A 23,880-nucleotide genomic window follows, 5' to 3' on the forward strand; every position below is an offset into this window, starting at 1 on the left:
TTTATGTTGTTTTTTGCGCCATATCATTTTGTCGATGGAGATGGTGCATAAACATCTCTAGGGGATGAGTTTTTCGCTAAAAATTGTCAGGCGATCGCGCCCCTGTTTTTTCGAGGCATAGAGCGCTCGATCACAGTCACTGATAAAGTCACCAATATGTTTTACTGAGGTCGGAATTGTGGAGTGAATACCGAGGCTCAAGCTAATTGTATTTTTCACCTTCGACTCAACATGTTCAATGGCTAGCGCTCGAATCTGCTCCATAATGCGTTCAGCCACAACCTTTGCCTCCGCTAAACCTGCATTAGGCAAGATCACAGCGATTTCTTCACCACCGTAGCGAGCAGGTAAATCCCGGGCAAGAACCACACTTTTTTTCACTGCTTGGGCAACAGCAAATAGGCAGTGATCGCCCATTTGATGACCATAGTGATCGTTATAGAGTTTGAAATAGTCAATATCGCCAAGGATTAAACTCAGAGGCTGTTTTTCCTTACGGCATTTCTCCCAGGATTGATCTAAATATTCATCAAAACGACGACGATTCGGAATTTGTGTCAACGCATCCACAATGGCCATTTCGCCGAGTTTTTGGTTCGCAACGGTCAGTTCTTGGTTAGATCTTTCAAGATTATTGCGTAGCCGTGCAGATTCGAGTAAGGCTAGTTCTAAATCGACAATGGCTTGTTTGAGGGCATGGTTTTTTGATTCAAGATTCACACGTAAATCTTGAAGCTGAAGCTGGGAATTTACTCGGGCAAGGACTTCATTTTCATCGAAGGGCTTGGGAATATAATCAACGGCTCCGACAGAAAAAGCTTTAACTTTATCGACAATTTCGCTGAGAGCACTGATAAAGATTACGGGGATGGGTGCTGTTGCTTCGTCCGCCTTGAGACATTGGCAAACTTCATAGCCATTCATTTTAGGCATCTGAATATCCAGCAAAATCAGATCAGGCGGTTGTTCTGCAATGGATTTCAGCGCCATTTCACCACTAATCGCTTTTCTCACTTTGTAATTTTGTCGCGTCAATAAGTCTGATAAAAGGCGGAGGTTATCAGGGGTATCGTCAACAATAAGGATAGATGCTTTGTGATGGCTCATTAGTTCCATATAAGTTGGCGGGTTCGTTCTGGCCTAGTTTCATCAGGCCCAAAAGGGAAGAATTGTTTTAGCTTATGATCTATTCTTACGGATCCATAGCGTTCTTTCGATATCTTTTAAGTTAGGTTGAGTTTCAATGACATTTTTGGCAAGGTTTCGACAATTGGCGATCGCCTTGTTTCAAAGACTAAGATTTTAGCGAAATCGCATAGAAAAAGAAGTTATGGCAATACTGGGCAGGGAAACGGAGCGATTGAAACTACGGTTATGGGAACCGGAGCGGGATGCGATCGCCGCCCATGAGATTTATGGTGACCCGGAAGTGATGCAATTTATCCGAGCGCCAGAGCAAAACCTCGCTAGCACTGCTAAAAAGCTTTTAGCTTATCGGGAGATGACCTTACAGACCCAGCAGAAAACTGGCATCTGGGCAGTGGTTGAAAAAACGACGAATACTCCCATCGGCTCTATTTTGTTGGTTGAGCTACCGGATAATCATGGCGATCGCCGCACAGGAGATTTCGAAATTGGCTGGCATTTTCGGAAAGCGAGCTGGGGCAAAGGGTTTGCATTTGAGGCGGCAACTCATCTGCTGAATTATGGCTTGCGAGAATTGAAATTGCCGATTATTTATGCAGTACTTCGAGAAGGAAATTGGCGATCGCAAAGACTTGCAGAACGGCTACACATGGAAGCCCTCGGAAAAACAGATAAGTATTACAACACAACATTACTGTTATTTGGCTACCAATCTAATGTCCCGAAAATCTAGATCGCAATAATCATTTCGAGACTGGGGAAATCTGGATAGAGAGACAAGAAAAAAGCTCAAGTATAAAGATATTGCTGACAGTAGAAATCCAAACATCTACGGCTTAAGCAAGCACTTTTCACACTTTTGAATACTTATTTCACTAGTAGTCAAGTGTACCGAAACCAGACAAATCAGCTAATACTGAGAGACAGCGGTTACGAGACAGTTCTTTCTACATCAGAAAGAACTCAATATAGAGAGGTTAAGTTTACTGCATTTACATTACGTTAGCCACACACCATCATAATTAACGATCGCTTTCACTCAAATCAGCCTGTGTAAATCAAAACTGGATCAATGTCAATGATCAAGATCAAAAGCCTCATCCAATAATCAATTAAACTTAGCAATACTATTAGCAATCTACTGGATATATTGCAGACAAATTTGTGTTGCAGCTAAAAAATCAAACACTTATAATTCCGATAGTTTATTCTTCTTAGCTATCTTCAGATAAACTATGTCAAAAAATGCTTCTCCATCGACAACAACGCCCTTTAAAAATGCGTTTATCTGCTATGGACGAGCGGACAGCCTAGAGTTCACAAAATGGCTAAATGACCAACTTGTCGCCCAAGGCTATGACATTTGGTTTGATTTTAAAAATATTCCCCAAGGTGTCGATTACCAAAAGCAAATTAATGCTGGTATCGAAAATGCTGACAATTTTATTTTTGTAATTGCTCCCCACGCCACAAATTCGCCCTATTGTCGTAAAGAGGTGGAGTTGGCGATCGCCCTAAACAAACGCCTCATCCCAATCATGCACGTGGAAGAAATTTCGCGGGAAACTTGGCAAGGACGCAACCCGAATGACACAGATGAACAATGGGAAGCTTACAAAGCAGAGGGACTGCATTCTTGTTTTACGAATCTGCACCCTGAACTCGGCAAAATCAATTGGAATCAAGTCAGCTTTAAAGAAGATGAAAGTGATTACGGACAATCCCTTCAGGCACTCATCGATATCTTAGAGCGACAAAGCAATTATGTCCGACAACATACTGAGTTTCTGCATGCTGCTTTAGTTTGGAAAAAACAACAAAAACAGTCCCAATTTCTCTTAAGTGAAGAGCAGACACTGCGAGGACAACATTGGTTGCAGACGAAATTTCATCATGAACAATCCCCTTGCCAGCCTACCGATCTGCACGGCGAATTTATCACAGAGAGTTTGAAGCAGTTGCCGAATGGCATGCCGCAAATCTTCTTTATCTACATTCCAGAGAACTCCGATAGGATGGCGCTACTACGGCAGCAACTATGGCGAGAAGGGTACAGCGTTTGGACAGAAGAAGCTGATATTCAGCTGGGGAAAGACTTTGACACTGAGGTGCTGCGTGGTATTGAGGGGTCAGATAGCCTCATTTATTTAGCCTCTGCCCAATGCATAGAGTCCGCTGAGCAGCAAGCGCAAATACAATATGCTCAAAAACTCAACAAGCGGATTATTCCTGTCAAGCTAGAGGCGATCGCCCCTAACAATATTCCAAACAATCAACAGCAACTCGCCTGGCTTGACTTCACAGGTACCGAAGCCGCAACTAAGCAATTAGTCATTTCCCAGATTCTTAAAGCCATAAAGGAAGACGCAGGTTATTACGAACAGCACCGCCAAATTCTCGTCAAAGCCCTCAGTTGGGATCGTCAGAAACGTCCGAAGTCGCTTTTGCTACAAGGACAAGACTTCACTTTGGCAGAGCAGTGGCTTGCACTAAGTGCAACAGAACAGGACTCTCGTGCGACAGATCTACAACAGATCTACATCAATACCAGTAAAGCAATGAACCAATTTTTTGATGTGTTCATTTCTTACGGCCGGGCAGATAGTAAAAGCTTTGCAACAATGCTCCATGATTGCCTTGTCGAACAGGGTTTTAATGTTTGGTTTGATCAAAACGATATTCCCCTCGGTGTTGACTTTCAGGAGCAGATTAAGGCAGGCATTGAAAAAGCTCACAATTTCATCTTTATCATTGCGCCCCACTCCATCAATTCTCCCTACTGCAACAAAGAAATCGACCTTGCTCTCAACCTCAACAAACGCATTATTCCCATCATGCATGTCGAGGAAATTAGCAAAGAAACATGGCAACAACGTAACCCTTACAAAACAGAAGAATCTGACTGGGAAGCAGCTCAGGAAAGGGGAGAACATTCCAGTTTTAATAATATGAACCCAGAGATCGGCAAAATCAATTGGGTTTATTGCCGCGAACAGGATGATTTTGACGACTCATTTGAAAGGTTAATGAAACTATGTCGTCAGCACGAAGATTACGTCAAACAACATACCGAAATTTTGGCAAAGGCTCTGTCATGGCAAAGCCATCAACAGCAATCCCAATATTTACTTGTGGGAGAAGACCGGATTGCTGCCGAAGGTTGGCTTTTGACTCGTTTTACTGATACCCAAGCACCTTGTTTTCCTACAGATTTACATTGTGAATACGTCACTAAAAGTATCAGAAACGCAAATAATTTAATGACCCAGGTCTTCCTCTCTTATGCGGATGAAGACAATGAAATGGAGGCTAAAATTCGTCGTAGTTTGATGCGCGAAGGCTACACTATTTGGAGTAGCCAACGGGATATTGAGGCAGGAGTAGACTTCGCCGAAGCCATTAAACATGGCCTTGAAGCCACAGATACGATTGTCTATCTACTATCACCACATTCATTAGGATCCGAATTTTGCCAACGGGAAATTGCTTATGCCCAATCTCTAAATAAACGCATTATTCCGCTGAGCATTGCCCCTATAGACGAGACTGACCTCTCACCAACAATTAGAGCAATTCAATATATCGACTTATCCTGCCTTGATGAAAATGAAGAGGCCTATCGGAAAGGTATAAATGTATTGTTGAAGCTGCTTACCCAAGACAAAATCTACTATGAGCAGCATAAAACCATTTTGGTACGAGCATTGAAATGGCAGGCTCAACAAAAAAATACAAGTATTCTTTTGCGAGGGCATAATCTCAGAGAAGCAGACACATGGCTTAAAATCGCAGCCAAACGCTCGGAATATCCAGCGACAGCCCTTCACCAAGAATTCATTCAGACGAGCCTAGATCAACCAGAGGATGTCGCCCTCGATGTTTTTGTTTCTTATTCTCGTGCTGACTCAGACTTTGTGCGCCAACTCAATGATGCGCTACAGGTTCAGGAGAAAACGACTTGGTTCGACCAAGAAAGTATCGCCTCAGGTAGTGACTTTCAGCAAGAGATTTTCCATGGCATAGAAAGCTGCGATAACTTCTTGTTCGTGATTTCGCCCAACTCTGTCAACTCTGATTATTGCGGCGGAGAAGTGGAGCATGCAGCCAAGCTCAATAAGCGAATTGTGACTGTATTACATCGCTCGGTTAACCCGGCATCACTCCATCCGGAATTAGCAAAAATTCAGTGGATTGACTTTCACAATAACGATGGTGATTTTTATGCCAATTTTAGCGAGTTGATACGAACTCTAGATACGGATCGTGAGCATGTCAGAAACCACACGCAATGGTCCCAAAGGGCTTTGGCCTGGCGACAGAAAGATAATGAGGATCTATTACTTAGGGGAAGCGAACTGGCGATCGCCCAAAACTGGCTAGACAAAGCTAGCCGAACAAAAATCATTCCCCTCACAACAGCGTTACAAAGGGAATTCATTGAGGCAAGCCATGCCCTAGAAACTCGTATAGAAGTGGAGAAAACCAAAGCCGAAATCGATGTTTTAAACTCTCTGTCGCAAACACGACGCATTGTAAATGATCAATTAGGAGCCTTACTTGTCAGTGTGAAGGCGGGAAAGCTATTGAGCGAAAAAATGCCTGCAGAGATCAAGCATCAGACAGCCCAAATACTCGGTCAAACCATCTATGGCATGCAGGAATATAACCGTTTACAGAAACCGGGTAATAAAGTACTCAATGTGAGATTTAGCCCAGACGGTAAAACTATTGCATCAGTTGGGACGGATCTCTGTGTCCATCTCTGGAGTCGAGAAGGAAAATTATTGAAAAGTCTACGGGGTCACAAAGAGTGGATTCATGGGATCGGTTTTAGCTCAGATAACACAATGCTGGCGTCAGGCAGTGATGATCACACCATTAAACTCTGGAGCATCGATGGAGACTTAATTGCCACACTAGAAGGTCATGAAGGTAAGGTCACAAACCTCAGTTTTAGCCCTGACAACAAAACGATTGCCTCTGCGAGTGCAGATCAAACCATCAGACTTTGGGATTGTAAAAATTATTGTCTGAAGGCAACTCTGACTGGTCATACAGATTGGGTTCGAGATGTGAATTTTAGTCCCGATGGGCAGCAAATAGTTTCGACTGGCTACGATAGCACCATCAGACTTTGGCATCCAGATGGAAAGCTTGCTCAAATTCTAGAGGGCCATGAAGGTTGGGGGGTGAGCGTATGTTTCAGTCCTGATGGTCAAATGATTGCATCAGTAGGTGCAGATCAAACCGTCAAGCTCTGGAATTCTCATGGTGAGCTACTCAAAACGCTGGATGGTCATGGCTCCATCGTGGTTGGAGTTTGTTTTAGTCCTGATAGTCAAATGTTGGTTTCTTCCAGTCTTGACCATACGATTAAACTCTGGAATAGAGACGGCGTACTGCTGACGACATTTCTGGGACACCGAGATTTTGTCTGGAATGTGCATTTTAGTCCCGATGGTCAGCTTGTTGCTTCAGCAGGTTTTGATGGGGATGTCAGACTTTGGCGCACTGACCTTATCTTTCCCAAGATGATCGAGGCCCATGTTGATCAGATTTTTGATTTCTGTTTTTGTGGCAATGACGGGGCGATCGCCTCTGCCAGCGCTGACAAGAGCATCAAGCTCTGGAAAGATGACGGCACTCTCCTCCAGACTTTCCAGGGTCATAAAGACTGGGTTTGGGGGGTCAGTTGCAGTCCAGATGGACAGCGTCTTGCATCCTGTAGTTACGATACGACCGTCAAACTCTGGACCATAGATGGGCAATTACTTCATAGCCTTGAAGATCATACTGGTGGCGTGATGGGATTAGAAATAAGCCCAGATGGACAGGCGATCGCTTCGGCTAGTGCTGATGGAACCATCAAAGTTTGGAATTGGCAAGGTCAGCTAATCCATACCCTTAAAGACCATAAAAATTGGGTATGGGATGTTCACTTTAGTCCCGATAGCCAAAAAATTGCTTCTGCGAGTGCTGATGGCACCATCAAAGTTTGGAACAGAGAAAACGGTAAACTCTTACTCACGTTAGAAGGTCATTCTGAGTGGGTGAGGAGTGTCAGTTTTAGCCCAGACAGTCAACTGATTGCTTCAGCTAGTGATGATAGAACCATAAAAATTTGGAGTGCTGAAGGCAACTTACTCAAAACACTTCAAGGCCATACCTATCACATCCATGATGTCCGCTTCAGTCCCGATAGTCAGACCATTGCTTCCGCTAGTGCAGACAAAACAGTAAAACTTTGGAGCAGAGATGGTGACTTGCTAGCAACACTGCAAAATCATCAAAATATTGTTTATGGTGCCCGGTTCAGCCCTGACGGAAAAAGTCTAGCTTCCGTTAGCGCTGACCGGACAATTGCCATTTGGTCACAGGATGATATGAAGCCGCAATCATTTGCCATAGATGAATTGCTCACCTACGGCTGTCAATGGCTACGAGACTATTTGAAGACAAATCCAAACATTAACGAAAGAGACCGTAATATATGTGATTTGTAATCTCTCAGCCTCGTCAGAAATGATGGCCATCTAGTGAAAAGACCAGCTTTTGATCGTTGAAGCTTTAGGACCTGATGTGTCTTGGGACTCTGGCTTATAGTATTCCAAACGACTTTGGGAAAGGTTCATTCTGACTAAGGCCTGTAATGTCGTGATAGCAGCAGTTGTCGGGTCAATAACCGGAGCTGGGGTACCAAGTTCTGCCAAAACTTTCTCGGTTTCTTTGGCAACTTCTAACATTCCAGTACAGCCAAGCACAATAGCCTGAGCGCCATCCTGTTCAATAGCCTGTTGTGACTGTTTTAGCAGAGCTTCCTTGACGCGCTCCTTATTACCTAAATCTACAACAGGTATACCGAGGTCTCGAATGGACATCAAGTTACTCATAATGCCTAGTTTCCGAGCTTCATCTTCGATGATGGAGTTAACTCTTTTTTCGACAGTGACAATCGAAAACTTTTGGCAAATCAATTTAGCCATGAGAACTGCTGGTTCAAATCCTCCAATTGCGGGAATGTCGACGAGTTCTCTGACAACACCAAGTCCAGGATCAGCAAAGCAATCAATAAAGATGCCGTCCATACCTTCCTGTTGAGCTTCTTGTGATTTTTTAATAATATCGGCTGTGTTTAGGAATTCATCGTAACGACTCTCGATGGATTTGGTTCCATGATCAAGATTTACCAGACTAATGTCTGCATCTGGAGCTGCAACGGTTTTAATTTCTGCTTCGACACTCGGATTGAAAGCGGAACTAGCAATGGGCGCAATGACTCTTATCTTCATTTTTGATGTTTTCTCAATAGGTTGGTTTGATAGCCATGGGGTTGTGTAGTCTTTTGGTCCTCCCTTTGATTGGACTTCCTGACTCCATGCATCCATCAGTTCCTGATTCGCTCTTACTTCTTCGGCTGCTTGAACCGCGATAAGACTGACCGTTGGGCCTGTCTGATTCTGGAACATCATCCATTGATAAATACTCCATAAATCTGAGTTGTCAAAGACATGGCCCTCATCGGTCAAATAATTCATGGAATCAGGACCTACAATCCATGCTTTATCTGGATTCTTTTGTTGGTCTGGTTCTGTTGTTTTCTGACACCAGATATTTTCATTTTCAATAAAAATAGTCAGATATTCTCCTGCAAAAGTCCCTGCGCCAGTTATCTGAACTAAGCCTGTATCCAAACCTTCAGTGGCTTGTTCCATAAAGGTCACCTGCCCATAAAAAGCTTGTTTAGCAGTGCGCTTTACGGTGTTGTTGATGTAATGCAGGACATCTTGTAAACGGTCTTTGCCGGTCTTTTGATTAATGATTATGCCTATCTGTAAAGCATCACTCATGCTGTTCCGGATAGGTTTACAGTTTTGGAAGGTTGGTCCGTTTGCCGCGTATATCGCTAGACCAGATACGAGACCAAAGGCTTTGGATTCGACTAGGCCAAGGGTCGCAGTTTCTAGGGTTGTTTCATCTTGAACATTGAGAGAGGCGTAGTCAAAGTAATTACTACCTGGTTCGGTTTCGTTATCACCGCCTAAGATATTTGGATAGCGTCCGATTTGACGAGCATAAGTAGTAAGGGGCAATGTCGGAACAGCGCGCCCTGCACCGTCCGCATCGACTACAGATATAGAACTAAATTGGGTACTAGAGTCTGTTGACAAGCCATTGGCTACAACCATTGGAACGATACTATTTACGGCTCCTATTTCCACTGGCAGACAAAAGCTCATACGCTCTAAGGATTGATATCTGTCCTCTCCAGCCGCTTTGAAATCAAAACACAGTTTGGCTAAATTTTTGTAGGCTGGAATAGTTGCTTTAACAAGGTCTGGCTTCCTGAAAAGTTCCAATGGGGAACCAATACCTGCGACCACTGCTCCCCAATCATTTTTTGAGGTTAAGGTCTCTAAATTGATGAGGTTAATTTCAGTTGTTTCATCAAAGAAGTGAGGGATGATTTTAGTGAGTGCCAGTTGGAGTGAACCTCCTCCTCCTGAAGCGAGAAAGCATGCACCCTGAACAATATTCTTGATATCGCCAACTTTCAATTGTTGACCATTGGATTCAGTGTCTAATCCGTGTTGTTCAAACATAATCTTTTTTATTTTCGAGCTAAAGCCATTTGAGCTTCAATCTAATGAAGCATTTGTTTGACTGAAAAATTTGATGGAGGGAAATATTGAAATTTTTGCTGAGGAAAGTTGCTACAAACTTTAACCACAGACCACTAAAAGGTAAATACACACTATCGGAGTCCCTCCGATGTTACCTAACTTTTCGCAAGATGGATGATTTCTTTTAAATTTTGAATAGTATGGTCAGCTAAAAATGCAACTTATATGGTTAAGCGTCTGCTGTTTGCCTTAATTTCTATAAAGTTCCAGCGATATGGCGATCGCCAATAATCTCCACTTCGATAGACCGCGTAATTTGCTTAATCGTTATGTCGAATGCAGAGGTTGGGAATCTTTAGACCTGTACAAAAAATCTAACCAATAACCACACCAGGCATAAATGAGGCTCCAAGACCGATGACCATACCACCAAGCACTAGCCAGACAGAATTGACTTTAAATTTCACTAGTAAAAATAGCGAGGCGATCGCCACGGTGATAGTTAAGGGATCGACGAGAGAAGATTGAGCAAGCTGTGCTGTTACCACCGCCATTAAACTCAACGCACCAATATTGACGCCATCGAGAAAGGCACGAAACCATTCTGATTGATTTAGTTTCGGCAAAATGGGATGGAGGACAGAGATGAGAATAAAACCCGGTAAAAACATCCCCAGCGTGGCAATACCCGCACCCGGAAAGCCACCAAGTAAAAAGCCAATAAATGTCGCAGTTGTGGATAATGGCCCTGGTGTAATCTGACCAATGGCGATCGCATCAAGGAGCTGTTGGTCGGTGAGCCATCCCAAACGTTCGACAAAATCTCCTCGCAGAAACGCCAAAAGCACATAGCCACTGCCATACAGAATTGTGCCCACTTTAAAAAACATCAGGAAGAGCCACGACAAGCTAAAACTGCCTATACTGCCTAAACCAAAGCTAAAGCCAGACAGAGGTGCTAAGAACGGCAGCGGGGCGATCGCCAAAGCTTTGTCAGGCTTCAAGAGTTGTTTGCCTTGTTTAACAATGAAACTAAAAATACCACTTGCCAACAGCAAGGCCAATTCATGCAGACCGACAATCGATAAACCAATATTTAAGAAGGCCAGAACTATTGCAAATTTTCCTTTTATTGCTCCTTTACCGAGTTGCCATAATGCTTGTGCAATTAGGGCGATCGCCACAGGCTTAACGCCATAGAGTAGCCATTCTCCTTGGGGAGATGCACCGTAGTGGACATAAACCCAGCAGAACAACACCATCAAAAAAATAGATGGCGCAGTAAAACAAATACCGCCGACCCATAGCCCTAACCAACCAGCTCGGTGATAACCAATATGGCTTGCCATTTCCATAGAGTTGGAGCCAGGCAACAGGTTTGTTGCACCGAAAAAATCTAAGAATTCTTGTTCACTAAGCCATTCACGTCGCGCGACAAACTCATCATGCATCATCGCCACAATCGCGATCGGTCCACCAAAAGCCGTAAAACCCAACTTCAGGGATAACTTGGAAACTTCCCCTAAACGACTCCACTGCACCATTAATATCAACTATTGACGCTCAGCAATTTACAACCAGAAAGAAAATTATCATAACGAGGGAAAAAATCTACTGCATGGCAGATAGGATATTTCCTGAGAGTTGCTACGCCAATTAAAACCGAAAAAGGATCAATAAGCCAGACAACAAACACCCGGAACCAATATAATTTCGCTTCTTTTCCGTAAATTAATAGAGCGTTCATTCTCATTTCAACGCTGTTTTACCATAGTGCAAAACGAATAGAACTAGGGCCAAACGTCATAGTAAATGCGTAGATCAGTAATCCAATGGCCATTCCTCCCAACACCAACCAAACAGAATTTACTTTGTATCGAATCAACAGAAATAAAACGGCGATCACTATCCCAATTGTGAGGAGATCCACAAGAGAAGATTCGGCAAGAAAAACGGTGACGACAGTCATCAAGCTCAATGCGCCAACATTCACACCATTGAGTGTTGATCGATGAGCCAACAACCTAATCGCTCAACTAAATCGGCTCGCAGAAAAGCCAAGGGCACATAACCACTGCCATACATCACTACGCCAACTTGCAAAAAAGTCAAAAAAACAAGGCAATCTTGCTGTTGAAGTGGTAGCACTAACCGCTGCTAAATTAAAGGGCATTAAAAACAGGATGGGGGCGATCGCCAATTTTCAAACGATTTCATCATGCATCATCGCGATATGCACGACTGGCCCACCAAATGCAGTCAACCCAAGACGCAAAAATAATTGGGAGACTTCCTGAATTCGGTTCCACTACACCATTAATCTCAGCTATTGAAAAGAGCAATCACAACCCCAAAGAAATCATGTCACAATAAGTAAAGATGACTATTGCATCGCATGAAGGAGGTTTCCCGATGGTTGCTACGCCAATTAAAACCGAAAAAAGATTAACGATCCAGACAGAACAGATTAACGAAGATACCACGACCATTCGTTCCCTCGACTGGGATCGTGATCGCTTTGATATCGAATTCGGTTTGCAAAACGGCACAACCTACAACTCCTACATTATTCGTGGCGAAAAAGTTGCCCTTGTGGATACCTCCCACGCAAAATTCCGTCAGCTATACCTCGACACATTAACTGGCGAAATTGACCCGACAACAATCGACTACATCATCGTTAGTCACACTGAACCCGACCATAGTGGTCTGATTGCTGATGTCCTAAAAATTGCACCTCAAGCGGTAATCGTCGGTGCAAAGGTCGCGATTAAATTTCTCAAAGATTTGGTACATGACCCCTTTGAATTTATTCAGGTAAAAAGTGGCGATCGCCTTGACTTAGGTAATGGTCATGACCTCGAATTTATCAGCGCGCCAAATCTGCATTGGCCCGACACAATTTTCACCTATGATCCTAAAACGCTCACACTATTTACCTGTGATGCGTTTGGGCTGCACTATTGCTCAGCAGCGACCTACGATGAAGATCTAAAAGATATTACGCCAGACTATCGTTTTTACTACGAATGTTTGATGGCTCCTAATGCCCGTTCGGTACTGAGTGCGATGAAACGGATCGACAAGCTCGATGCGGAAATCACCCTAGTTGCAAATGGTCATGGCCCTCTCCTCAAGCACAACACAAAGGAATTGATGGAGTGGTATCGCGAGTGGAGTGAAGCCCAAACGAAAGGCGACAAAACAGCTGCTGTTTTCTACGTTTCTGACTATGGCTACAGCGATCGAATTTCTCAGGCGATCGCCAAAGGTATTACAAAAGCAGGTGTTGCTGTCGAAATGATTGACCTGAAGGTGGCGGATCCTCAGGATATCCACGAAATGGTTGGGCGTGCAGCTGGTCTTGTGATTGGTATGCCTCCCATCGAGAGTGCTTATAACGATGAATTTAGTAAGGCGATCGGTACAATTCTCGCTGCTTCAAAAGATAAGCAAGTCTTTGGGATGTTTGAGTCCTACGGCGGTAACGACGAACCCATTGACCCCCTACTCATTAAATTCCGGGATGGTGGCCTCACTAAAGCATTTGATTCGATTCGTGTACGGGAAGATCCCGGCGAAAATATTTATCAGCTCTGTGAAGAATCTGGCACTGACCTCGGCCAACTTTTGACAAAAAAAGAGAAGCTGAAAGCTAGAAAGTCCCTCGATAGCGAGCTTGATAAAGCAATGGGTCGCATCAGTGGCGGACTTTATATCATCACAGCTCAGAAAGGCGATGTGAAAGGTGCGATGGTTGCTTCCTGGGTAACCCAAGCCAGTTTCGAGCCACCCGGATTTACCGTTGCTGTGGCAAAAGACCGTGCAATTGAATCTCTCATGCAAGTAGGCGATCGCTTCGTCCTCAATATCCTCGAAGAAGGAAAGTACCAAGATTTGATGAAGCATTTCCTCAAGCGTTTCCCACCTGGTGCAGATCGTTTTGAAGGGGTCAATGTCCAAACTGCAAAAAATGGTTCGCCAATTCTCGGTCAAGCTTTGGCTTATCTCGAATGCGAAGTGGTTAGCCGAATGGAATGTAGCGATCACTGGGTTGTTTACAGCAAAGTGGAAACGGGTCGCGTCTCTAACCAAGAAGGTTTAACCGCAGTCCACCACCGCAAAGTTGGGAACTACTACTAAATTTCTAATTTGTTGAAACCAAGAACCCCGGCTCCACTAGGAAGCTGGGGTTCTTTGCTTGTCAATATAGTGTTTTAAATTATCGATTAAGCAAGTGAGACAAATCACTTTTTGCGGCGATCGCCATCAATTAAAAACCATATTTCCGACAACACTGGAGGGTGAGAAAATTCAATCCAGAATTCCAAACGTATCACCGAAAAGATAGAAAAATTTCGCGAAACTAAAGACATCAGGACAAGATTTCTTTTCTACTATCAGAGTGCATCAAATGAGTATCATCACACTTCTACACTTCACTTCCGCAATCTCCGCAGTCTGTTCAATCTATGCAGCAATGATGACGTTCAGCGTATCAGATAGCAATCTTGAGTCCATGACGATGAAGTCAGAGAAATCCATTGATATTTTGCAATACCGGGGTGTCTCCTACGTTCGTTTCCCCCAAGAAAAGATTGAGATTTCTGTAGAAAGCTAAAATCGCTCCACTTTTCTATGAGAGGCGATCGCCACCACCCGACTCACGAATTATCAACATATTGCATCGCAATAAACATACGGATGGGAAGCAGAGCTTTCCCGTAAAATAAGAGAGATTTTGATTTTGCGGACTTTGTGCAATGGTTTTCGATCCGTATCTCTGGCTCCACTTGGTCGGTTTGGCGATGCTCCCTCTCACTTTAGCGCTGGTAGTGATCGCCTTAGCATGGGGCATTCCGCTACCTTTTTCAACGGCAGAGTTGATCACAATCGTTTTAGTGGGTGGTGTACCTGTCTGGGTTCTACAGATTTTGCGCCCTTGGCAGCCCTTTGGCTTTTTCATTTTCCAGATTCCACCAGAAAGAATGGATGAACGCCAAAAACAGATTTTGCGGCTTATTCAGGGGACACGTCAGCCTTTACTCAATGCCCTTGGTGCGGTTGTCATGGTGATTCTCCTCTGGCAAATCGCCCATTATTCTCCCCTCGCCACAGGCATTAGTGCAGGGTTCTGGCAGTGGCGCGTGATAGGGATTACATTAGCGATCGTCGGTTTTTTTCTAAGCAATGTCATTGTGCAAATGTCATTAACCCTTTTACCGACCCTATTCCTTTCAGAAAATACGGTCATCGCAATCGACCCTCATCCAAATGTCAGCATTCGCCGCGACTTTGCCTGTTGGGGAATTCCCATGGGACAAATTTTTCCGAGTGTTCGACTCTAACGAAAGCTAATTCCCACTAATCTTCAGCTTCGCCTAAAGTTTTCACGGTGATCACTTGAGGGGGTGTTGCATCGGGAGGATAAAAGAAATCAATACGCGCTTCTACAGTCTTCTTTGAGGGAATATCAAGGGTTACTAGGGGTTGTCCTTGTTCTCCTCGTCGTTGCACAAGATGGTAATACTGGGTGACTTCATCGCCCCAACTATCAGGATAGCGAACTCGCACAGTGCCCCGATAGAAAACTCGATCCGGGGGCGTTTCAAAGAAAGTAAGGCGATCACTAAACTGATTTTGCTTAATCGGCGTTTGGAAAATCAGAGAAACCTGTTGCGGCTCACGGGTAGGATTATGCAACGGAAATTTCAGATCATAATGCACTAAATAATTGCCATGACCCTGTAGTGCCGTGTCGGGATAACGTGCCAACATCGCCGCACTTTGGACTTGAGATGTATCAAAGGTGCCAGTACTTGTGGTGCTGATGGGTAAAGAGACAGCTTCACCAACCTCTGGAATCGTAAAACGATTTTTCTTTTTGGGATCAGTGACAGTCGCCTGCCATTGGGCACCCATTGAAACACCAGCGACCCGACCATAAATGACTTGATTACTATCAGAGTCTGGAATCGGGGCACGATCACGCGGTTCCACTAATTTCCCTGTCGTCAATAAGGTGCGCCATTCATCTACAGACGGCGATCGCACAAAAGATTCCCTAATAATTTTTGTCGGAATACGAGGTAATGGCTCAGACGAAAATGTTTCTCGTTCCTCACCAAAATCAATCTCAAATCCCTTTGTTGTAGGATCAGACTCCTCTAAATCCTCAGTCTCTTCGGGCGATCGCCGCAGTTCTTCCTCTAATCGCTCTACCGCTTCCTCATCCACCACTTCCCGCTCAATAAAATCAGTCACTTCATACTTAGCGAGATTAGCGAGGTAGAGACCACCATCACTTTCAAGCTGTAAATAAGTGGAGCGCGAGCTACTAGGAGGAATGGGTAAACTCAATAGAATTTCAGTGCTGTAGGGCGGCACTTCTACAAACTCTGGAATAAAATCTTGCTCTTTACCCCGCAACAAATCTCCCACGAGCCGTGAACCAGGGCCAGAATAAACATGGCCATCAGGATCTTCAATAAAGGGAGGTAACTCACGAAATGGAGCATCCTGGCTATTGAGATAGCTCAGCCCTTGCAGGATACGAATACGACGAGGTTTTCCAGTCGGATTATTGACAATCAGGCCTTGATAAAGGGTTTTCGGTTTGTCAGCGGGACGGGAAATATGGTGAGTAAAAATATCAAACCGGCCTTCCAGTGGCGTTTCTAAATGAGCTTCAGGATTAGCTTTTACGCTCTTCGGGAAGGTGGATAGCAAAATACCTTCCTGGGTAATGATCTCAGGGCTATTGCTATTGAAAACGGGTACTTGGTTCAATTCACCAGGTAACGGAAGAATTGTTTGATAATCTACCAAGACTACAGGTAAAGGCTCCAATTCCGGAATATCTTCAAGTTCAGGAATATCATCAAATTCAGGGACGTCGTCAGCTTCTATCTCGGGTGACAATGGTTCTTTGTCATCGGGCTCATCTGATTCATCTTCTTTCGTTTGAGTGGATGCTTGAGCCTGCAAAAAAACTGAGGTTTCACTGGTCAAAGGCGTGTCAGCCGATACAGACGTAATGTCAGTAGAAGATGGATCAGAAAGGTGGGAAGGCTGAGTCAGTAGGAAAGGTAAAAAAAGATCAAACATTAATGTCTCAAACTATCCGAAACAATATTTTTTTAGATCACCACTGGAAAAATTGCGGCATCAATGACTGTTTATTCTTCAAGTCATGGCGCAAATCATCACTATTTTTAAGCGTTTTATTTGTAATATTCTATGCGGTTGTTGAATATTTTGGGTTCTATTGGCCAAATACTGACAAATGAGGCGATCACCATTTGCGTAAGATCTGACATAATTATGCGTTCTTTGGCATTATGGTGATTGGAGTTCTCCGGTGAGAATTTCAAGCGAAGTTTGGCATAACGTTGAGATCTTTTCCTCTATTTTCATTGGTTGACCGCTACATCATGGCGCAGTTGGTGCTGCCCTTTCTTTTTGGTTTAGGTGTGTTCACTAGTCTGGGTTTATCAATTGGTGTGCTCTTCGATGTAATGCGTAAAGTCGTCGCAAATGACATCACTTGGGCGATCGCCGGGCAAGTTTTATTACTACGCTTACCAGAATACTTAGTATTGGGCTTACCGATGGCTGTGTTACTCGGCAGCCTAACCGCCTACAGCCGTCTCTCTACCTTCAGCGAAATTATTGCCCTGCGTAGTGCTGGATTTAATCCAATTCGACTAATGGTGCCTTGTATTTTCGGAGGACTACTCATCAGTGGTTTAACATTTTATTTGAATGACTGGGTTGTCCCCCAAACGACCCGCCAAGCAGCCATCATGATTAAACAGGTCGAAGATACTGAGCTCAGAGATTTCAAGAAAAAAAATATTATTTATCCCGAATATCATCGCATCACAGAAGAAACAGGCGATCGCCGCGAAGTCCTCAAGACTCTGTTTTATGCCGAAGAATTTGACGGCGAGACCATGAGTAAACTCACGGTGCTTGACCGTGCCGAAGTCGATACCAGTCGCATCATCACCGCTGACTCAGCCCAATGGCAAACAGAAGCCCAAGGTTGGCAAATCCAGCAGGGCAGCATCTATCAAATTGATATGAATGGCTCCTTTAACAACATTCGACAGTTTGAAACAGAATTTTTAGACATATCTGATGCCCCACTCATTTTGGCAACCCAATGCCAGCGGGTTAATGAGATGACCTTATCCGTCGTTGATCTCTGCTTAGACAGTCTCAAACTCAGCCGTAATGAAAAAAGAATTCGGACATTACAGGTTAAAAAACAAGAAAAATTTGCAGTGCCATTTGTTTGTGTGGTCTTTGGCATTGTTGGGGCTGCAATTGGATTACGACCCCAAAATTCCAGCACAGGTGCGAGTGTCGGATTATCTGTTGCAATCGTCTTTGCTTATTACCTGCTCTCAGTAATCTCTAGCTCAATGGGCGTCTGGGGCACAGTCACGCCCTTTGTCGGCACATGGCTACCAAATGCACTGGGATTAGGAGCCGCAGCATTAATCGTTTGGCGTACCGGTTAATTTATGATTGCAGCTTGCTAGAAAGCTAAGAGGACACAGAAGCTTTCCCAAATCGCCGCTCTCGTTTCTGGAAGGCCAAAAGAGCTTGGTGAAATTCATGTTTATCAAAGTCAGGCCACAGAGTTGGTGTAACATAAATTTCGCTGTAAGCCATCTGCCACAACAAAAAATTACTGAGTCGCATCTCGCCACTGGTTCGAATTAACAGATCAGGGTCAGGGATACCGTGGGTATATAAATGGTTATTGATAATATTTTCGTCAATATCCATGGGTTTCAGCTCCCCAGCAGCAACCTTTGAGGCGATCGCCTGACAAGCTTGCACCAGTTCCTGTCGCCCCCCATAATTCGTCGCAACAGTAAATTGAATGCCAGTATTATCCTTCGTCTGCAGAACTGATCGTTGGATCTCTTCCTGAAGCGAATAAGGTAACGAAGTGAGATCTCCAACAAATCGAATCTGAATCCCTTTTTGCGCCCAAATTTTAATTTCACGGCGGAGTACTTTTTCAAATAATGTCATCAGAAACTCCACTTCAGCTGGAGGACGCCGCCAATTCTCAGTCGAAAAAGCATAAACCGTTAATGCTCCCACACCCCAATCCTGGCAATAAGTCAAAATATTGCGAATGGTATCTACTCCTCGTTGGTGCCCCATAATCCGCGGCAGCCCCCGTTGCTTACCCCAGCGACCATTACCGTCCATAATAACGGCGATATGTTGGGGCAATTTTGATGGATCGAGATCGATGGGTAGAGGATGAGCCATAATGCGAGCAAGCTTCTAAATACAGACAAAAATAATCTACAAGCAGAGAAAAGTAGTCTACAGAATCGAGGTTAAATCATTTCAAATTAATCTTTATCCGCCGAAGAGGAAGAGAGTCGCAAAAAACGATCTAGCAAAACTTTACCTTGAAAACCTAACTGACGGCTGAGTCGTCCAAAATCAGGGGTTACAGATTCATGATCGCTAGGCGTAAAATATTCAGCAAGTAGTTCTTTTAACTTACTGCTGGTGAGGGGACGATTGAGGTTGCCTTGCTCCGCGAGGGAAATGGATCCTGTTTCCTCTGAAACGACTACACACACACAATGTTCCACTCGCTCAGTAATACCCATGGCAGCCCGGTGCCTTGTACCCAGTTGACGTGATGCGGTTTTTTCAGAGAGAGGTAAGATAACGCCAGCCGCCACAATGCGAGAGCCACTAATAAACACGGCCCCATCATGGAGCAAAGTACTACCCTGAAAGATAGTTTGTAGCAGCTCTTTTGAAATTTCAGCATTGAGGATGACACCCGGCACAGAAAAATCCTTTTCATCCATCGGGGTGGTTGTTTCGATAACAATCAGAGCTCCCGTTCGATTTTGTGACAGGCTTTTAACAGCTTCAACAATGCTATCAAGGAGACTATCTTCTGCCGCAATAACGCGTACTGGGGACGGGCGAAACAATGTCCAAATATCGCCACGTCCAATTCGTTCTAATAAACGCCGTAATTGCGACTGGAACATAATGGCGATCGCCACAGCAGCGATCAACACCAACTTATCGAGAATCGCTTCAAAAAAACCGAGATTCGCTGTGTGAGCAATTTTTTCGGCGATAATCAGCACTAAAAAGCCCCGTACGACCCAGAGTGTACGCCGCTCACTAATGACAAATAATGCCACATAGATTAGGAATAAAGTTAGCGCAATATCAACGCTAGTAAAAAGCCAACTCGGCATTTGCGATAACCGTCACCTCTGTAGACCCGACAAACCCGCAGTTAGACTCTAACATGGCATAGAGCCCCTGATGAATGCCATTTTTCTGAGGTTAGACTTGATCCCTCCGTCTTGATTAGACAAGCTTTTAGCCATTTTTAGATGGGTTTTTCCTTCATCATTTTTCGGGAAATCTAAACCCTGTTTTACGATGACTTTGGCGATCGCCATGACAAAAAAAAGAGATCGCCACAAGGCGATCATTCTCTCAAACTCATTAAGCTTTAATCCAAATTTTGCGAGTTAATTTGCAAAATCAAACGACTCGACAAAACAAAAATCAAATCCCATTTACATTTGGCACAATCGCTCCGGCAAACAGTCTTGACGAACTAAATCATCATAAGTTTCCCGGCGAATAATAATCTGAGCCTCTCCCTCATTGACCAAGACGGCAGCGGGACGACCAATTCTGTTGTAATTAGAAGCCATGCTGTAGTTGTACGCGCCCGTGTCTAACACCACAAGAATGTCACTAGGTTGAGGAGTAGGTAGCTGGGCATCCTTAATAACCACATCACCAGACTCACAGTGCTTACCTGCAACAGTTACTGTTTCCTCGCACTTGTCAGACAAGCGATTGGCAATGACAGAACGATAAAGGGATTGGTAGGTGATAGGACGGGGATTATCAGACATGCCACCATCAACGGAAACGTAAGTCCGAATCTCCGGAACAACTTTGCGGCTACCAACGGTGTAAGCAGTAACGCAAGATGTTCCAACTAGAGAACGACCAGGTTCAACAATCAACTTCGGCAGGCCAACCTCATATTTGCGGCAAGCCGTTTCAAGGGATTCAGCAACATTGCGAGACCACGCCTCAATACTTGGGGGATCATCGGACTCGGTATAGCGAATACCAAGGCCACCACCAAGGTTGAGGATTTCGAGGTTTAAACCATATTCACCAGCTTTTTTAAACCAACCCGCGAGGACATCACCTAAATCTTTGTGAGGTTGTTGTTCAAAGATTTGGGAGCCGATATGGGCGTGGAGACCAATGCAGTTTAGATAGTCATGGCGACCGACAAACGCAAAGGTTTCTTCGATTTGGTTAGGATCAAAGCCGAATTTACTGTCGAGATGGCCTGTCCGGATGTATTCATGGGTGTGGCATTCGATGCCGGGGGTGAGACGCAAAATGATATTGGCTGTCTCTTGGCGATCGCCGGTCAATTCAGCAAGCATTTCCAATTCGAGGAAATTATCCACAATGATAGTGACATCACTATCGAGGGCAAAACTTAGCTCCTCGCGGGACTTATTATTACCGTGGAAATAAATTTTCTTGGGGCTCACACCAGCCTTCAAAGTTGTGTGGAGTTCACCACCAGAAACCACATCAAATCCTAAACCTTCACTGTCAACAATGGCACAAATTGCCATACAGCTCCAAGCTTTGGAGGCATAAATGGCAAGGGATTCCCCAGAATAATATTTCTGTAAGCTATCGCGATATTGGCGGCAGGTTGTTCGGAGGGTATGCTCATCCAGAATATAGAGAGGAGAACCATATTGCGTGACGAGTTCAACCACATCACAACCACCCACAACCAAATGGTCTTGGTCATTCACGGTGGCTGTAAGGGGCATCAAGCTTTGGTTTGGCGAGAGGCTGTCAGGATTTTCTGGTAAATATTGCAGCCCTGTATTTTCTGTAGCTTCTACGGTCAACATAAGCGTTAGTTTAGATAATTTCTATAACAGATAAAGTTAATTAAGAAGTTTAAGGTACGATCTGGACTCTTTCGGCAGGAATTACCGAATTCACTAATTTTTGATAACCACTGTGACCTGTCTCTCTGTTCAACTTCAACCCCTTACGACTGATGATTTACCACAAGTTCTCGCACTAGACCAAGCTTGTTTTGGGGGGTTATGGTCGAAGGATGGTTATCTCCGAGAAATGGCAAGTCCGAATAGTACGCTCTTAATTTTGCCACTCCCTAATAACGGTGATCGCCTGATGGGTTTAGGCTGTCTCTGGTCAATCGTCGAGGAAGCTCACGTGACAATTATGGCAGTGCACCCAGATTTTCAAGGACAAGGACTCGGCCAGTATATTTTATTGGGGTTATTACGGGATGCTTGGCTGAGGGGTTTGGAACGGGCAACCCTCGAAGTGCGGGACTCCAATACAGCGGCGATCGCCCTCTACGAAAAATTTGGCTTTCAGACCGCAGGACGGCGGAAAGGTTATTACAAAGCCACAGGTGAAGATGCCTTGATTATGTGGCGTAAAGGTTTAGATCATCCTCAATTTCCAGAACAGCTAGAACAATGGGGAAAGATTGTGGGCGATCGCCTGTCCCAACACGCATGGAAATGGGAATAGGCACACACATAAAACCCCCTAGCAATTAAATGACTAGAGGGCTTATCAAAAAATATTTAAACGTTTCTAAGAACAGATTCTTATCAAAAAATATTTAAGTTGGAATAAATCTCGTTAGATGACTGTGCCATCACCAATAACCGCATTCTTGAGCACGACAACAATGCCACTACGAATATAGAAGCCAAGCTCCTCACGGTTCGACTCTTCAACTCGGTCTTTATTGACGATCATGACATCCTTACCGATATGAGCATTCTTATCGACAATTGCTCGGCGAATCGTTGAACCTTCACCGATCCCGATAGGAGGCTTACCGTTTTTGATACTCTCTAAACGCTTGTCATAATCTTGGTAATAATCTGCACCCATGATCAAACTGTCCTCGATGGTACAGTCTGCTTCGATGCGAGTCCGGATACCAAGAACAGAATGGTGAATGCGGCAGTTTTTAATAATGCAACCTTCACTGATCATCGATTCAGTAACATCACTATTCAGCATCTTAGTCGGCGGTAAATGGCGACCACGAGTATAGATAGGAGCTTCGGCATCATAGAAGCTAAATGGTGGAATAGGTTGCTGCGTTAGACCTAAATTCGCTTCATAGAATGCTTCGATAGTTCCAATGTCCGCCCAGTAGTCATCAAACAGATAGGCTTGAACATTATGGTCTTTCGCTGCATCAGGAATGATTTCACTACCAAAATCAGTCTTATCTTTGCCTTCACGCAAGAGATCTAGAAGTACCTGTTTTTTGAAAACATAGATACCCATAGATGCGATGTAAGGCTTTGTTTTTGCCTGTTCTGCATCAAGACCTAGGGACTGGGTGTCCACTTGCATTGCGCGAAGTGCATCACCTTTTGGCTTTTCACTAAAGTCAACAACACGTCCATTACCATCGATTTTCATCAAACCGAAGGCTGGTGCAACTTTCTCATCAACGGGAACAACGGACAGTGTGATATCCGCATTTGTCTCACGGTGACGTTCGATGAACTTTCTGTAGTCCATGCGATAGAGGTGATCTCCAGAAAGAATGATGTACTCGTCTACATCCCATTCTTCTAGTAACCAGCTGTATTGACGCACAGCATCAGCTGTTCCTTGGAACCAATCGGGGTTTTCCTTTGTTTGCTGGGCTGCGAGCACTTCAGTAAAACTGTCAGTAAAGCCATTGTTATTGTACGCACGGCTAATATGACGGTTTAGTGATGCCGAATTAAATTGGGTTAAAACGTAAATTTTATGGATATCAGAATTAATGCAATTACTAACAGGGATATCGATTAAGCGATATTTTCCTGCTAGAGGCACTGCTGGCTTAGCTCTGAGTTTAGTTAGCGGATATAGGCGAGTGCCTGCGCCGCCGCCGAGTATGATTCCTAGGACGCGTTTCACAAAAAAGACCTCATGACTGCCTGTTACCTCTCAGTCAAGTTTATGACTGTAGGGGTCATCTGGAAAAGTA

Annotated in this window: 19 protein-coding genes; 7 read left to right on the forward strand and 12 right to left on the reverse strand. The window is 44.2% G+C overall.

Annotated features, from left to right (window positions below):
* Positions 1–57: 57 nt before the first annotated feature.
* Entirely contained in the window at positions 58–1,107 is a 1,050-nt protein-coding gene (locus tag LEPTO7376_RS22485) for a diguanylate cyclase (protein ID WP_225901149.1), read from the reverse strand.
* A 223-nt stretch (positions 1,108–1,330) separates the two neighbouring features.
* Here LEPTO7376_RS22485 and LEPTO7376_RS22490 point away from each other — a divergent pair, with 223 nt between their 5' ends.
* A complete protein-coding gene (locus LEPTO7376_RS22490; RefSeq protein WP_015136304.1) occupies positions 1,331–1,879 on the forward strand; it encodes a GNAT family N-acetyltransferase in 549 nt (182 codons plus the stop codon).
* A gap of 502 nt (positions 1,880–2,381) precedes the next feature.
* A complete protein-coding gene (locus LEPTO7376_RS22495; RefSeq protein ID WP_015136305.1) occupies positions 2,382–7,649 on the forward strand; it encodes a TIR domain-containing protein in 5,268 nt (1,755 codons plus the stop codon).
* A 30-nt stretch (positions 7,650–7,679) separates the two neighbouring features.
* On the opposite strand, the gene LEPTO7376_RS26090 is transcribed toward LEPTO7376_RS22495, so the two are convergent.
* From LEPTO7376_RS26090 to LEPTO7376_RS29355, 5 genes are all read right to left on the reverse strand, one after another.
* A complete protein-coding gene (locus LEPTO7376_RS26090) occupies positions 7,680–9,746 on the reverse strand; it encodes a DUF917 family protein (protein ID WP_015136306.1) in 2,067 nt (688 codons plus the stop codon).
* A gap of 395 nt (positions 9,747–10,141) precedes the next feature.
* The gene (gene chrA, locus LEPTO7376_RS22505; RefSeq protein ID WP_015136307.1) at positions 10,142–11,311 is read right to left on the reverse strand and encodes a chromate efflux transporter; all 1,170 of its coding nucleotides are present in this window, start codon (positions 11,309–11,311) and stop codon (positions 10,142–10,144) included.
* A 5-nt stretch (positions 11,312–11,316) separates the two neighbouring features.
* Complete coding sequence (locus tag LEPTO7376_RS22510; protein WP_015136308.1) at positions 11,317–11,514, reverse strand: hypothetical protein; 198 nt, start codon at positions 11,512–11,514, stop codon at positions 11,317–11,319.
* A gap of 18 nt (positions 11,515–11,532) precedes the next feature.
* Positions 11,533–11,787 carry a hypothetical protein gene (locus tag LEPTO7376_RS22515; RefSeq protein ID WP_160148556.1) on the reverse strand — a complete coding sequence of 85 codons (255 nt, stop codon included), beginning with the start codon at positions 11,785–11,787 and terminating at the stop codon, positions 11,533–11,535.
* 183 nt (positions 11,788–11,970) lie between these two features.
* On the reverse strand, positions 11,971–12,042 hold the full coding sequence (locus LEPTO7376_RS29355) for a hypothetical protein (RefSeq protein WP_225901236.1): 72 nt from the start codon (positions 12,040–12,042) through the stop codon (positions 11,971–11,973).
* A 137-nt stretch (positions 12,043–12,179) separates the two neighbouring features.
* On the opposite strand from LEPTO7376_RS29355, the gene LEPTO7376_RS22520 reads away from it, so the two are divergent.
* The 3 genes from LEPTO7376_RS22520 (at position 12,180) to LEPTO7376_RS22525 (ending at position 15,115) form a co-directional block, all read left to right on the forward strand.
* On the forward strand, positions 12,180–13,910 hold the full coding sequence (locus tag LEPTO7376_RS22520; RefSeq protein ID WP_015136309.1) for a diflavin flavoprotein: 1,731 nt from the start codon (positions 12,180–12,182) through the stop codon (positions 13,908–13,910).
* Positions 13,911–14,181: 271 nt separating this feature from the next.
* A complete protein-coding gene (locus tag LEPTO7376_RS26715; RefSeq protein WP_015136310.1) occupies positions 14,182–14,388 on the forward strand; it encodes a hypothetical protein in 207 nt (68 codons plus the stop codon).
* Between the two features lie 142 nt (positions 14,389–14,530).
* A complete protein-coding gene (locus LEPTO7376_RS22525; RefSeq protein WP_015136311.1) occupies positions 14,531–15,115 on the forward strand; it encodes a low-complexity tail membrane protein in 585 nt (194 codons plus the stop codon).
* Positions 15,116–15,131: 16 nt separating this feature from the next.
* On the opposite strand, the gene LEPTO7376_RS22530 is transcribed toward LEPTO7376_RS22525, so the two are convergent.
* The gene (locus LEPTO7376_RS22530) at positions 15,132–16,874 is read right to left on the reverse strand and encodes a DUF3370 domain-containing protein (RefSeq protein ID WP_015136312.1); all 1,743 of its coding nucleotides are present in this window, start codon (positions 16,872–16,874) and stop codon (positions 15,132–15,134) included.
* A 284-nt stretch (positions 16,875–17,158) separates the two neighbouring features.
* On the opposite strand from LEPTO7376_RS22530, the gene LEPTO7376_RS22535 reads away from it, so the two are divergent.
* On the forward strand, positions 17,159–18,295 hold the full coding sequence (locus tag LEPTO7376_RS22535) for an LptF/LptG family permease (RefSeq protein WP_225901150.1): 1,137 nt from the start codon (positions 17,159–17,161) through the stop codon (positions 18,293–18,295).
* Between the two features lie 25 nt (positions 18,296–18,320).
* Here the strand turns inward: LEPTO7376_RS22535 and LEPTO7376_RS22540 are convergent, their stop codons facing one another.
* The 4 genes from LEPTO7376_RS22540 to lysA form a co-directional block, all read right to left on the reverse strand.
* Entirely contained in the window at positions 18,321–19,064 is a 744-nt protein-coding gene (locus LEPTO7376_RS22540) for an isoprenyl transferase (protein WP_015136314.1), read from the reverse strand.
* A gap of 86 nt (positions 19,065–19,150) precedes the next feature.
* Positions 19,151–20,029: a diadenylate cyclase CdaA gene (gene cdaA, locus LEPTO7376_RS22545; RefSeq protein WP_015136315.1), complete on the reverse strand. Its 879-nt coding sequence runs from the start codon at positions 20,027–20,029 to the stop codon at positions 19,151–19,153.
* Between the two features lie 48 nt (positions 20,030–20,077).
* On the reverse strand, positions 20,078–20,239 hold the full coding sequence (locus tag LEPTO7376_RS26720) for a hypothetical protein (RefSeq protein ID WP_160148557.1): 162 nt from the start codon (positions 20,237–20,239) through the stop codon (positions 20,078–20,080).
* Positions 20,240–20,359: 120 nt separating this feature from the next.
* The gene (lysA, locus tag LEPTO7376_RS22550; protein ID WP_015136316.1) at positions 20,360–21,748 is read right to left on the reverse strand and encodes a diaminopimelate decarboxylase; all 1,389 of its coding nucleotides are present in this window, start codon (positions 21,746–21,748) and stop codon (positions 20,360–20,362) included.
* Positions 21,749–21,860: 112 nt separating this feature from the next.
* Between lysA and rimI the strand changes: the two genes are divergently transcribed.
* Complete coding sequence (gene rimI, locus LEPTO7376_RS22555) at positions 21,861–22,406, forward strand: ribosomal protein S18-alanine N-acetyltransferase (protein WP_015136317.1); 546 nt, start codon at positions 21,861–21,863, stop codon at positions 22,404–22,406.
* A 114-nt stretch (positions 22,407–22,520) separates the two neighbouring features.
* On the opposite strand, the gene LEPTO7376_RS22560 is transcribed toward rimI, so the two are convergent.
* Complete coding sequence (locus tag LEPTO7376_RS22560) at positions 22,521–23,810, reverse strand: glucose-1-phosphate adenylyltransferase (protein WP_015136318.1); 1,290 nt, start codon at positions 23,808–23,810, stop codon at positions 22,521–22,523.
* Between the last annotated feature and the right edge of the window lie 70 nt (positions 23,811–23,880).

Origin of the sequence: [Leptolyngbya] sp. PCC 7376, from assembly GCF_000316605.1 — a bacterium.
Taxonomy (GTDB): Bacteria; Cyanobacteriota; Cyanobacteriia; order Cyanobacteriales; family MRBY01; genus MRBY01.